Here is an 11,847-nt window from a genome sequence, read left to right as displayed (position 1 = left end):
CATGCCTGCTCAGAGGGATCAGCCCTCTGTTTTCAGGAAGTTGCGATAGAGCATGTAGAGATGGGCTGAGCTCCAGCTGAAGTTGCTGGCCCCCTGCATGGCGCCGGTCTCCGGGTTGTAGTTCTCGCGGATGGGGCCGCTGCCCGCCAGCCCCTCGGCGTTGGCAAACAGCTTGTTGACCAGCGTCTGGGCATCGCTGCGATAGCCGTAGTTCTCCAGCCCCTTCACCCCGAAGTAGAACTGATCCAGCCAGACCCGGCCGCGCCAGTAGATGTCGGGGTCATAGGCCGGGTTGGTCAGCGCCGCCGTGCCGAGCGGCACCTTGGTGTTGAACTCCTGGGCATTGAGCATCACCTCGCGTACCCGCGCCGCCTTCTCCTTGTCCGCCACCTCGGCCCAGAGCGGGCTCCACCCTTCCGGGCCACGGCCGCGGGCGGTCAACAGCTTGCCGACGCAGCCGTTGGCGTCGGGCAGATCCCCCTGGGCTATCTGGCGGTCGTAATAGAAGCCGGAGGCCTCATCGAACAGGCAGCTGTTGATGTAACCAGCCAGCTGTGTCGCCCCTTCGCGATAGCGGATCGCCTCGTCCGGCTTGCCGAGCAGCTCGGCCATGTCGGCCAGGATACGCTTCTCCTTGGCGAGGAAGGCGTTGAGCTCCACCGACTCCTGATCGATGGAGAAGCCGATGAGGCTGCCGTCGTCCTGATGGTTTTCGAAGAAGAAGACGTTCCAGTCCTGGCGCGCCCTGGCCATGTCGCCGCCATAGGTCTTGTCGGCATAGCGCTTGAGCTGATCCGGCTCGATAAAGCCGAAGCGGGCGGCGTTGTCCATGCCGGACTCCCAGCCGGCGCCGTGCTGGGCGCCGATATCCATGTCGGCGTAGCCGCCAACGCTCAATACCTGCTGATAGAGCGCCATGCCGGCGCAGCCATACCAGCCATCTCCCTCATCGGTACAGCTCGACAGATCCAGCCCGACCGGTGCCCCCGTCGGGTACTGCACCTTGAAGGTGATGTTGCCGAACTCGTCGTTGTGCTCGACGTGGCGGGTGGCGCCATATTCGATGATGCCGTTGCGGTTGTTGTCCCGCGCCCGGTACCACCAGTCGTGATAGGCCTGGATCTTCGGGTACATCTCGGCGATGAAGGCCTTGTCCTTGGTGGCGCTGTAGATCTCCCAGATGGCCCAGGCGGAGAGGGGCGGCTTGGTGTCGCGCTCGTTCCAGTTGCCGCCGTCGCCACCGCGATCGGCGAGCTTGTTGTAGAAGACGGCGTCGATCACCATGCCGGCATCCTGCGGCCGAACCGGGTCATCGGCCTGGATCTGGTAGTCATACATGGCGCGCACGTTGTTCTTGGCTACCTCGGGGTTGAAGTGGGCCATGGCGTAGGCGTGCTTCCAGCTGTCCCAGGCCCAGACCCCGTCGAACCAGCGGGCGGTGTTGGAGGGGGTCACCCCGTCGTGCAGGATGGCGCCGGCCGGCGAGCGCCAGTTGCCGTTGAGGGTCTCCATCGCCTTGACCGCGATGCGTCGCTCCGATTCCGGGATCCCCTGATTGGAGAGGCCGCGCGCCAGGTAATCCTCCCAGCGGCGGATGGAGTCATCGAAATGGCTGGCGGGGTCGGCCAGCAGCGCCTGGCGGCTCTGCTCGAAGCGGTCGGCGTCAGCACGGCTGTGGACATAGCTCTGCAGGGTGTAGATATCCTGCTGGCCCTTGGCGGCCAGGGTGAGGCTGGCCTCGCTCACGTAGCCGAGCCCCTGCTCGTCGAGAGTGGTACGACTGGGCAGGGTGCGATCGATGCGGTAGCTGGCGCTGCCGCTTTGCATGATGTTCCAGGTGCTGCGCAGTTTGCCGAACTGGAATGCCACGCCGCGCTCGGTCTGGCTGATGGTGCGGGTCCAGGCGGGGTACTGCTCGGCGACCGTCTTGTTGGCATCCCACTGGTTGAGCAGCTCCCCCTGCCAGTTGAGCTTGAGGGTGAGGGGGGCGTCAGAGTGGTTGATGAGGCGGGTGCGAACCAGCGCAGTGCGGGCATCGCCGTAGCGCAGCTCCAGCTCCAGGGTGAAGGGGTCGAATTCGAAGCGTTGCACCAGCGCCCCTGGGATGGCGTACAGCACCTGCTTGCTGGCGCTGGTGAGCGGGAAGGCGCGGCCGCTCTCGTCACTCAGGGTCAGCTTGTCCAATTCGCTTGCGAAGAACAAGCTGTACTCCTCGGCGATGACCATGGGACCGGTAAAGCCACCCCATTCGCTGTCGCTGGCGGGCAGCAGGAAGCCGTGCCAGGCGCCGAGATCGAGCAGCGGGTTGTATTTGAGGTTGGAGTAGCTGTCAAAGTCACGGAACTGGAGCGGGGTGCCGCTGCGGTCGATTACGTTCTGATACTGGTTCGCCAGGGTGGCGCTGGGGGCGGCCGGGCTGCTGGAGTCATTGCCGTTGCAGGCTGTGAGGCCGAACAGGGCGACGCTCAGGGTGACGGAAAGTAAACTTTTACGAAACATCTCTCGCTCCAATGACAGTTTTTGTAGGTTAAGGAAGGTGTTTTTTAGTGCTTTTTTTAGTGAAATCGTTTGCGACAGCCATTATAGGGCGATTTTGACGGGATTATTGGCGCTGCGTCACAGTGCAGGAGGGGCTGGTGTGAGCCGGATCACCCGGTTACACGAGGTTACATAGTTTGATGTTTTAGTAACTATTTACTTGTCTGGCGGCAGTCAGCGAGAGGGAGGAGGGACAGGTGCGCAGGTATTGATAGGGGGTCAGGCCGAACTCCTGCTTGAAGCGGGCGGCAAAGCGGCTGGGGGCGTCGTAGCCACAGGCGAGGGCCGTCTCCAGCGGCGCCAGACCCTGCTGCAGCAAGGTGAGGGCGTGGCTCATGCGCACCTGAGTCAGCAGCTGGCGAAAGCTGCGTCCCTCGGCGGCCAGCTTGCGCGCCATGGAGGCGCGGCTCATGGCGAAGTGCGGTGCGACCCCCTCCAGGGTGTGATCGGCGCCCGGCTCCACCCCGAGGTAGCGGGCCAGCCGCTCGCCGAGGGTCATGGTATGGGCGGGAAACAGCAGGTCGAGCCCGCCGGCGGCCTGCAGCTCGGCATAGAAGCCCTGCAGCAGCTGGGCCTGGGTGGCCTCATGGAGTCGCCGATCCGCCATGGAGCAGACCAGCTCGAAACAGAAAGCCAGCGCCGGACTGACCGTCAGGCGCGGCTCCCTGAGCGGGCCGGCCTGGGCGGCGCCGAGCCATTCGACGGGGGGCGGGGTCAGCAGGGTCAGCGCGCGGGAGCGAAACTTGCCCTGCTCCGGCTGGTTGACGAAGGTGAGCTGGTGACCGGCCGGGATCAGCAGCCAGCTCGCCTGATCGAATGCTAGGCGCTTCTCCTGCCACCACAACTGCTTGTGACCCTGCTCCACCCAGATGATGGTGGGGGCGTAGATGAGCACCCGGTGCAGCGGCTGCTGGCGGATCCCGAGATAGTGGTGCAGTTGCAGCAGCGGCGTGCTCATCCGGCTGGCTCCTAGGGGGTGACGAAGGTGGCGGTCAGGGTGGCCTTGCCAAGGGCCATGCTGTTGAGCATGTAGCCTACCATGGCGGGCGGGGTGTCTGTCTTCACCTCCAGGGGCTGGGGCAGGGCCCAGGCGGTGAACTGGTAGCGGTGCATGCCGTGGCCGGCGGGCGGGCAGGGGCCGCCGTAACCCTGACTGCCGAAGTCGGTCTTAAGCTCCAGCCCCTGCTTGAGCTTGCCGGAGGCGTTGCTCGGCAGCTCGCTCTGACTGGCCGGCAGGTTCACCACCAGCCAGTGCCACCAGCCGCTGCCGGTGGGGGCGTCGGGGTCATAGGCGGTGATGGCGACGCTCTTGGTGCCGGCGGGCAGGTCCTGCCAGCTCAGCTGGGGCGAGCGGTTGTCACCGCTGCAGCCAAAGCCGTTGAAGCTGAAGGCCTTGTCCATCAGCTGGCCTTCGTGGATGTCGCTGCTCTTTAGGGTCATGGCACTGGCGGGCAGGGCCGCCACGCACAGCAGGGAGAGCAGGGTGGTACGCTTGGCAATCTTCATGGTGAGGCTCCTCGGTGGATGATGGGATCAGTCTAGCGAAGAGGGGGAGGCGGCGAGTGACCCAACCGCTCAATATGGCCTGCTTGCTGCCATGATATGAGTCGTTGTGTTGATTTATGGTGAGCGCTGCGAAAGAGTGGTGGCACGTCCGGGCATAAAAAAACCGGCATCCTGGATGCCGGTTTTTTACTGTGCTGACAGCTGATCGCGCGACTTAGCGCAGGATCATCTCGTCACGGCCCGGGCCGACGGAGACCATCGGCACCGGTACGCCCAGCAGCTCTTCGATGCGCAGTACGTACTGCTGAGCCGCTTTGGGCAGCTCGGCGAAGGTGCGGCAGCCGGTGATGTCTTCGCTCCAGCTTTCCATCACTTCGTAAACCGGCTTCAGACCGGCAGTTTGCGGCCAGATCGGGTTCTCGGTGTGGGCACCTTCGTAGGCGACGCAGATCTTCAGATCCGGCAGACCGGTCAGGCAGTCCAGCTTGGTCAGCGCCACTTCGTTGGCAGCCTGCAGCTCGACACCGTTCTTGGTGGCGACGGCATCGAAGTAGCCGACGTCACGGGGACGACCGGTGGTGGCGCCGAACTCGTTGGCGATCTTGCGGAACTCGTCCTGATTCTCCATGGCGGTCAGCAGGGTGCCGGTACCGACGGAGGTGCTAAACGCCTTGGCGACGGCGATGATGCGCTCGGGACGCAGACCCGGCAGGCCGCCACCGATGCCAGCATAGGCGCCGGACACGTGGGAGGAGGTCACCCAGGGGTATTCGCCGTAGATCAGATCACGGCCGGCGCCCAGCTGGGCTTCGAACAGCAGGGTCTTGCCTTCGGCTTGCAGCGCTTTGAGCGGCATGCTGACGTTGCAGACGGAGTCGATCCAGGGGGCGGACACTTCCAGCAGCCAGTCGGCCATCTCCTGGGCGGTCTGGTTGAATTCGAAGGTCGGGTAGAGTGCCTTGAGCTGCGGCAGTTTCCAGTCGAGGAAGAATTGAATGCGCTCGACCAGTACTTCCGGCTGCTTCAGCCAGCCCACCAGGATCGCTTTCTTCATGACGCGATCGCCATAGGCGGGAGCGATGCCCTGACGGGTGGAACCGTAGGCGCCGTCGCCCAGGCGCTGCTCTTCCAAGGTATCTTCCATGGCATGCAGCGGCAGGCAGAGGGTAGCGCGATCAGAGATGGCCAGCTTGGGAGTGACGCCGGAGGCTTTCACTTCATCCAGCTCGACGGTCAGTTTCTCGGGGCTGATCACCATGCCAGGGCCGAGCACGACCAGGCAATCCGGGTTGAACACACCACTCGGAACCTGGTGCAGCTTGAAGGTGCCAAGGTCGTTGACGACGGTATGGCCGGCGTTGTTGCCGCCCTGGAAGCGAATGCTGGCGCCTGCTTGGCCTGCCAGATAATCCACGATGCGGCCTTTGCCTTCATCACCCCAGTTGGCACCTACGACTACGATAGACGACATGACTCTTTCTCCTAAGACGTTAGGCGATCATCCTAGGAGGCTCAGGAGGATTAGAAAAATTAATTATCTTTATAATTCCAATAAGAGAGTCATATAATTGCGGTGAATTTATCGGCAAACCGCCCCGCTGCCGTGCCGGCATCCCCCTCAGGAGCCCGTTCGGCCGTGGCGGCACAAGAGGATCCCCATGCTGGATATTCACTGGTTGCACACCTTCGTCACTTTGGCCCGGCTGCAGCACTTCGGCCAGACTGCCACCGAACTGCACATGACCCAGCCCAATGTGAGCCTGCACCTCAAGAATCTGGAGCAGGCCACCCGGGTCAAACTCATCGAGCGCAGCCCGTTTCGGCTGACCCAGGCGGGCGAGCGGCTGCTGCAAAGCGCCGAGCGCGCCATCGCCGAGCTGCAGCTCTGCCAGTCCGATCTCAACGCCCTCAACCAGCTGAGTCAGGGGACGCTGGCCATCGCCGCCAGCGACATCATCTCGCGCCTGCTGCTCATTCAGCCCTTTCAGCGCTTCAAGCAGGAGTTCCCCGGCATCGACCTCACCCTGTTCAACACCACTTCGGATCAGGCGGCGGAGCTGGTCAAGGCGGGCAAGGCGGATCTGGGCTTCGTGATGGCGCAAAAGCGCAGCGAGCCGCTGTTCTACACCGAGTTGCAGCAGGTGACCTGGTGCGCGCTGGGCCACGGTCTCGCCCGCTGGCAGGCACGGGCGAAGGCGGGGGAGAGCGATCCCCTCGACGAGCCGACCCTGATCCTGCTGGGCCACGACACCCGCACCCGGGCGCTCATCGACCCCTCTTTGCCGCTGCTCGGTCTGCCCAGCTGCCGCATCATGGAAGTGGGCAGCGTGGACGCCCAGCTCGATTGGGCCGAGGCGGGTTTCGGGGTGGCCATAGTGCCGGACTTTTCCATTCACCCGCGGCTCAAGCTGACCGCCCCGGTGACCCGACTCACCGATTTCCCCGGCACCAGCCTTGGCTATGTGGTGCGCCAGAACCAGGTGCTGTCACGGGCCATCAAGCAACTGCTGCACTGGGTGGAGCAGGAGATCCAGCGCCCGCAGCCGTTGCCGGACGCCAGGGCGTGAGCCCACCCAATATCGAAATAAAAAGAGGCCACCCTTGGGTGGCCTCTTTTGTTGTGGCTGTTTGGCGGTCTTACTGGGCAGGCGCGCTGTTCTGAATCGGTGAGGCGGCGCTCGGTGCGGCCGGTGCTGTCGATGCTGGTTCGGCGGGGGCCGGCGAGGCGGGTTGTTCCCCGCTCATCACGGCAGAGGGGCTTGGCGCGGCCGTGCCCGTCAGCTTGCCGCCCTGCTCCACGGCGGCCCCTTCGAGCACGCTACTCGCCCCCGGCTCGGTAGTTGTGGCTGCCGAGGGGGGCGGCAGCAGGGCGCCAGGGGTCTGCCCGGACGAGGTGGCGGGCGCGCCTTCTGGGGAGGGGGCGCCCGTTTCACCGGCAGGTTGTGCCGTGTTTTCACCAGCGGCGCGCTCCACTTCGGTGGGCTGCGCCGCTGAAGTTGCCAAAGCCTCCGAGGTGGCCGGAGCCGGGCTCAGGGTCTCGGGCAGCAGGGCGGGCGGGGCATCCGCCATACCGGCGTGGCGCGGTACTTCCGCCTCCGCCTGCATTCCCTCCAGGGTGAGGGCGGTGAGGGCCGGATGGAGGCGGGTGAACTGCTTGAGTCGCCCGCTTAGCACGTCGCGCACGGTGCGCACTTCGCCCTCTGGCAGGCTGGCCAGCGCCACCAGCTCGGCGGTGACGGCGAAGGTGTTGACGCCGCTGGGCTGGCCCGGGTAGAGGTTGGCGCCGATGCGGCTGCGCTGATAGTAGGGATGCTGTTTGAGCAGCGCGTCGACCTGCTCCCCTTCGATGGGGATGAGGCGCGCCTTGCAGCGGCCGGTGAGATCGCCGATGGCCTGGTTGGGGTGGCCCGCTACCACGAAGGCGGCGTCCAGGGTGCCGTCACAGAGCCCCTCCAGCCGGTTGTTGGCCGCGGCGGGGATGACGGGGGCAAAGCTCTTGGCCTGCCAGCCCATGGCATCGAGCAGGGCCTGGCTGGTGATGTGCTCGCCGGAGCCCGGGTTGCCCAGATCGACCCGCTTGCCCTCGATGTCGGCCAGGGTGTTGATGCTGCTGTTGGCGCTGGCGAGCAGGGTCAGCGACTCCTGATGAAGCCGATAAAGGCTGCGCAGCTGGTCGTCGGGTGCCTGACCCATGAAGGGGCCGCTACTGTGGGCGGCATGGTGCACCACATCGGACTGCACCAGCGCCAGCTGAACTTTCCCTTGATGCAGGGCCTTCAGGTTGGCAAGGGAGCCGGAGGTGCTCTGCACCGAGCAGTGCAGGCCATGGCTGGCCGTCTCTTCATTGAGCAGCCGGCAAATGGCGCCACCGGTCGGGTAGTAGACGCCGTTGAGCGGCCCAGTACCGATGGTGAGATAGGCAGGCGTGGCTGCCTGCAGGGGCAGCGCCAGGGCGGCTGCCAGCCAGGGCAGGGTGCGGCGAAGCAGAGTCGGCAGAGGGTGCAAGGCTGGTTGGGGCATAGTGAACCGGATCAATGGCTGATAAAAGGGATGGGGCTGGCCCATCCCGGTTGGCATTCGGCCGCGCCAGCTGCTGGCGGCGGCACTGTACCGTACTTGGCGCCATCGACATCCCGGGTTGCGGGGACGTGGCGGCATGTTGCGAAAATATACCCTATTGCGATCGGATACGGATCTGGCTGACTTCAATATATTGCGGGGCCGGCTGCTGCCGGCCCCGCCACTGCCCATATGGTGAGGCCATGGGGGAGAACGCGCGTGATCAGCGCGCCAGAATGGCCTTTTCCATGCGGGCCAGCGCCTCGACGAGGCGAGCCCGGGTGCAGCCGAAGTTGAGCCGCACGAACTGGCCGTCACCAAACTGGGCACCGGGGGAGAGCCCCACCCCGGCCTGCTCGAAGAAGGCGATGGGGTCGTCCAGCCCGAGTGCGCTCATGTCGATCCAGGCGAGGTAGGTGGCCTGGTGGCGCGCCAGCTTGATGCCGGGCCAGCGGGCGACCGCCTGCTCGATCAGGGCCAGGTTGGCGGCCAGGTAGTCGAGCTGTTCGCTGAGCCACTGTTCACCGCCTTCGTAGGCCGCCTCTGCCGCCACGAAGCCCAGCAGGTTGACGTCGGCACTGATGCCGCGCATCGCCTGCTGCAGCTTGAGGCGCAGACGGGCATTGGGCACCACCGCGAAGGAGCAGCAGAGCCCGGCGATGTTGAAGGTCTTGCTCGGGGCCATCATCACCGCCGAGCGCTCGGCCGCCGCCGGGCTGATGGCACCGTAGGGGATGTGGCGGGCATCCTTGTCCAGCAGCAGGTCGCAGTGAATTTCATCGGAGCAGATCACCAGGTTGTGGCGCTCGGCGATGGCGTCGATGGCCAGCAGCTCCTCGCGGGTGAACACGGTGCCGCCCGGGTTGTGCGGGTTGCACAGCAGCAGCAGATCCGCCGCCGGCGCCTGGCGCTCCAGCTCCTCGATATCCAGCACCCAGCGACCGGCCTCTTCCACCATGGGCACGGTGAGCAGCGGCCGGTCGTTGAAGCCCGGCGCCTGCAGGAAGGGGTAGTAGACCGGCTTGGGGGTGATGATGCCACGGCCGTGCTGGCTCCAGGCCTTGCAGGCGAGGTTGAGACCCGGCACCACGCCGGGCAGGAAGACGATCCACTCGGGCTGGATGGTCCAGCCATAGCGGCTGGCCAGCCGCGCGATGATGAGTTCGATCAGCCGGGGAGAGGGGCGCGAGTAGCCGAAGATGCCGTGGGCGACCCGTTGGGTGAGGGCCTCGATGACGGCAGGGGGGGAGACGAAGTCGGTGTCGGCAACCCACATGGGCAGCACGTCCTGTCCCTTGTACTTGTCCCATTTCAGGCTCATGGTGCCGCTGCGATCTATTTCCCGGTCAAAATCAAACATGTGAAATCCTTATGCTGGCCAGTGGGCTTTCACTGTACGGGGTCGGGGACGGGGTCGCAAGCCTTGAGGTGGCTCTTGATAATGACATAAAATAAGCGACGCCATTTCATGCACTTGCCGAATTTTGGCCAGTTTTCCTCCCTCCAATCAGTGGTAATGCTATGCGTTTGCTGACCGCCGCTCGCAACAGGACGGATCCCGTCTCTCTCTCTTTTCTGGCCGTGACCTTTATGACCGGGGTGGCGGTGGCACTGCAGGTGCCCACCTTGAGCCTGTTCCTGGCCGAGGAGGTGCAGGTGCGCCCCTTCCTGGTGGGGCTCTTCTATACCGTCAACGCGGTGATCGGCATCCTTATCAGCCAGTGGCTGGGCCATCGCTCCGACAACAAGGGGGATCGCAAGCGGCTGATCCTGCGCTGCTGCTTCGCCGGCGTGGTGCTCTCCCTGCTGTTCGCCTGGAACCGGCAGTACTGGTTGCTGGTGAGCCTGGGGGTGTTGCTGGCGAGCCTGGCCGCCACCGCCAGCCCCCAGCTGTTCGCGCTGGCGCGGGAATACGCCGACAGCCGCAACAAGCGGGCCGACATGTTCAGCTCGGTGCTGCGAGCCCAGTTCTCGCTGGCCTGGGTGATAGGGCCCCCCATCGCCTTCGCGCTGGCCATCGGCTACGGCTTCGAGGTGATGTACCTCGCCTCCGCAGTGGCCTATCTGCTCTGCGCCTTCGTGGTGTGGCGCTGGTTGCCCTCGCTGCCGCTGCCGGTGATGGACAGCGAGGTGGAGCGGGTCAGCAGCTGGCGGGATCCGTCGGTGCGGGCGCTCTTCATCGCCTCCACCCTGATGTGGACCTGTAACAGCATGTACCTCATCAACATGCCGCTCTACATCACCCGCGAGCTGGGGCTGGAGGAGAAGCTGGCCGGGGTGCTGATGGGCACGGCAGCGGCCCTCGAAATCCCCTTCATGCTGCTGGCGGGCCACTACACCCAGCGCTTTGGCAAGCGCCCCATGATGCTGCTGGCGGTGCTGGCCGGGGTCGGCTTCTACGTGGGGCTGGTGACCCTGTCGAGCCAGCATGCCCTGATTGCATTGCAACTGCTCAACGCCATCTTCATCGGCATCGTCGCCGGCATCGGCATGTCCTACTTCCAGGATATGATGCCGGGTCGCGCCGGGGTGGCGACCACCCTGTTCGCCAACAGCATCCGCACCGGCTCCATCATGGCGGGGGCTATCGCCGGGACTGTGGCGGAGATCTGGAGTTTCCACGGGGTCTTCATGGTGGCCATGGGCCTGGCGCTGCTGGCGCTGGCCGCCTGCTGGCGGGTGCCGAACGTCTGAAGCTGAAAAGGTGAGGGGGCGAGCGGGTCGGCCCGCCTCAAGGTCTGATGGCGGCGGGGAGGCGCTCTAGCGGTCGTTGTCGTTCTGGTATTCGTTGCGCAGGCAGCGCAGCAGCAGCTCGGTGGCCGGGCCCAGCGCATCGGCCGACGGGGTCAGCAGATAGGTATAGAGGTGGCGCTCGTTGCCGCTCGCTAGAACCAGCGGCACCAGGGCGCCGCTTGTCAGCTCCTCCTGCACCAGGTGGCGCGGCAGCCAGGCGTAGCCGAGGCCGAGCTTGAGCATGGCGATCACCTCGTGATAGTGGGTCGCCTTCCAGCCAGTGTCGTCCGCGTCGTTCCAGTCCACCGAGCGGTGAATGGGGGGATGCAGGCTGATCTGGTTGTGGCTGGCCAGCTCCTCGGCGGCGATGGCGCCGCCCTGGGTGGCGAGCGGGTGCTCGGCCGAGCAGAGCGGCAGCAGGCACACCTCGTCCAGCGGCAGGCCGGTGCGATCGTGGGGCAGGTGTTCGGAGAGCATCAGATCCCCCACCTGCAGGGCGTTGAAGTGGCAGTGGATGCGCTCGTGCAGATTGACCCGGCAACCCCGGCTGCGTGGATAGAAGTTGGCCAGCGCCCGATAGAGCCGCTCGCGCGGCTGCAACACCGACACATAGAGGTTGATCTGCGGCTCCCACTGCCGCTCCAGGTTGTTGGCCAGGTTCTCCAGCTCTTCCACCTGCTGGCTGAGCTGACGGGCCCGCTTGAGGAAGATCTCCCCCGCCGGCGTCAATACCGCCTTGCGCCCTCTCACCTCCAGCAGAGCCACACCCAGACTCTGCTGCAGCTTGGCTACCGCATGATTGAGAGAGGATTGGCTCTTGTTCAGTGCCTCGGCGGCCTGGGCGTAGCCGCCACAGTCCACCACGGCCTGAAAGATCCGCCATTGCTCAAACGTGCTCTTGGGACGAAACATATCTCAACCTGATAAGGGAGCGGATGTTGCAACAGGGTGCCGACGGCACCCTATTGAATGTAACCCCATGCGGCGCAGGGTTGCGGTTATTTTGTTGAT

9 protein-coding genes are annotated in these 11,847 nt (G+C 64.9%); 2 read left to right on the top strand and 7 right to left on the bottom strand.

Annotated features, from left to right (window positions below):
• Positions 1-18 precede the first annotated feature (18 nt).
• From ygjK to E5E96_RS01065, 4 genes are all read right to left on the bottom strand, one after another.
• The gene (gene ygjK / locus E5E96_RS01080) at positions 19-2,499 is read right to left on the bottom strand and encodes an alpha-glucosidase (protein ID WP_171281379.1); all 2,481 of its coding nucleotides are present in this window, start codon (positions 2,497-2,499) and stop codon (positions 19-21) included.
• 184 nt (positions 2,500-2,683) lie between these two features.
• A complete protein-coding gene (locus E5E96_RS01075; RefSeq protein ID WP_171281378.1) occupies positions 2,684-3,496 on the bottom strand; it encodes a helix-turn-helix transcriptional regulator in 813 nt (270 codons plus the stop codon).
• Between the two features lie 11 nt (positions 3,497-3,507).
• On the bottom strand, positions 3,508-4,044 hold the full coding sequence (locus tag E5E96_RS01070) for a YbhB/YbcL family Raf kinase inhibitor-like protein (protein WP_171281377.1): 537 nt from the start codon (positions 4,042-4,044) through the stop codon (positions 3,508-3,510).
• A gap of 214 nt (positions 4,045-4,258) precedes the next feature.
• Entirely contained in the window at positions 4,259-5,515 is a 1,257-nt protein-coding gene (locus E5E96_RS01065; RefSeq protein WP_029304166.1) for an adenylosuccinate synthetase, read from the bottom strand.
• Between the two features lie 187 nt (positions 5,516-5,702).
• Between E5E96_RS01065 and E5E96_RS01060 the strand changes: the two genes are divergently transcribed.
• Positions 5,703-6,611, top strand: a complete 909-nt coding sequence (locus E5E96_RS01060; protein WP_011706900.1) for a LysR family transcriptional regulator — start codon at positions 5,703-5,705, stop codon at positions 6,609-6,611.
• 70 nt (positions 6,612-6,681) lie between these two features.
• On the opposite strand, the gene E5E96_RS01055 is transcribed toward E5E96_RS01060, so the two are convergent.
• Both E5E96_RS01055 and E5E96_RS01050 read right to left on the bottom strand, forming a co-directional pair.
• Positions 6,682-8,064 (bottom strand): TAXI family TRAP transporter solute-binding subunit, encoded by a 1,383-nt coding sequence (locus E5E96_RS01055; RefSeq protein WP_171281376.1) that lies wholly within the window; start codon positions 8,062-8,064, stop codon positions 6,682-6,684.
• Positions 8,065-8,326: 262 nt separating this feature from the next.
• Positions 8,327-9,463 (bottom strand): MalY/PatB family protein, encoded by a 1,137-nt coding sequence (locus tag E5E96_RS01050; RefSeq protein ID WP_039215611.1) that lies wholly within the window; start codon positions 9,461-9,463, stop codon positions 8,327-8,329.
• A gap of 161 nt (positions 9,464-9,624) precedes the next feature.
• Between E5E96_RS01050 and E5E96_RS01045 the strand changes: the two genes are divergently transcribed.
• Positions 9,625-10,797, top strand: coding sequence for an MFS transporter (locus tag E5E96_RS01045; RefSeq protein ID WP_171281375.1), 1,173 nt, complete (start codon positions 9,625-9,627; stop codon positions 10,795-10,797).
• Positions 10,798-10,863: 66 nt separating this feature from the next.
• On the opposite strand, the gene E5E96_RS01040 is transcribed toward E5E96_RS01045, so the two are convergent.
• A complete protein-coding gene (locus E5E96_RS01040) occupies positions 10,864-11,748 on the bottom strand; it encodes a LysR family transcriptional regulator (protein ID WP_045527769.1) in 885 nt (294 codons plus the stop codon).
• Positions 11,749-11,847: the final 99 nt, after the last annotated feature.

It is taken from the genome of Aeromonas sp. 1805, assembly GCF_013085525.1.
GTDB lineage: Bacteria > Pseudomonadota > Gammaproteobacteria > Enterobacterales > Aeromonadaceae > Aeromonas > Aeromonas hydrophila.
Note: the sequence above shows the minus strand (reverse complement) of the source record. Positions and strands in the feature narration are given on the sequence as shown.

Excerpts from the sequence above, each read along its gene's own strand:
- E5E96_RS01055 (WP_171281376.1), bottom strand. The coding sequence starts at position 8,064 with ATGCCCCAACCAGCCTTGCACCCTCTGCCGACTCTGCTTCGCCGCACC.
- E5E96_RS01070 (WP_171281377.1), bottom strand. The coding sequence starts at position 4,044 with ATGAAGATTGCCAAGCGTACCACCCTGCTCTCCCTGCTGTGCGTGGCG.
- ygjK (WP_171281379.1), bottom strand. The coding sequence starts at position 2,499 with ATGTTTCGTAAAAGTTTACTTTCCGTCACCCTGAGCGTCGCCCTGTTC.
- E5E96_RS01040 (WP_045527769.1), bottom strand. The coding sequence starts at position 11,748 with ATGTTTCGTCCCAAGAGCACGTTTGAGCAATGGCGGATCTTTCAGGCC.
- E5E96_RS01045 (WP_171281375.1), top strand. The coding sequence starts at position 9,625 with ATGCGTTTGCTGACCGCCGCTCGCAACAGGACGGATCCCGTCTCTCTC.
- E5E96_RS01050 (WP_039215611.1), bottom strand. The coding sequence starts at position 9,463 with ATGTTTGATTTTGACCGGGAAATAGATCGCAGCGGCACCATGAGCCTG.
- E5E96_RS01060 (WP_011706900.1), top strand. The coding sequence starts at position 5,703 with ATGCTGGATATTCACTGGTTGCACACCTTCGTCACTTTGGCCCGGCTG.
- E5E96_RS01065 (WP_029304166.1), bottom strand. The coding sequence starts at position 5,515 with ATGTCGTCTATCGTAGTCGTAGGTGCCAACTGGGGTGATGAAGGCAAA.
- E5E96_RS01075 (WP_171281378.1), bottom strand. The coding sequence starts at position 3,496 with ATGAGCACGCCGCTGCTGCAACTGCACCACTATCTCGGGATCCGCCAG.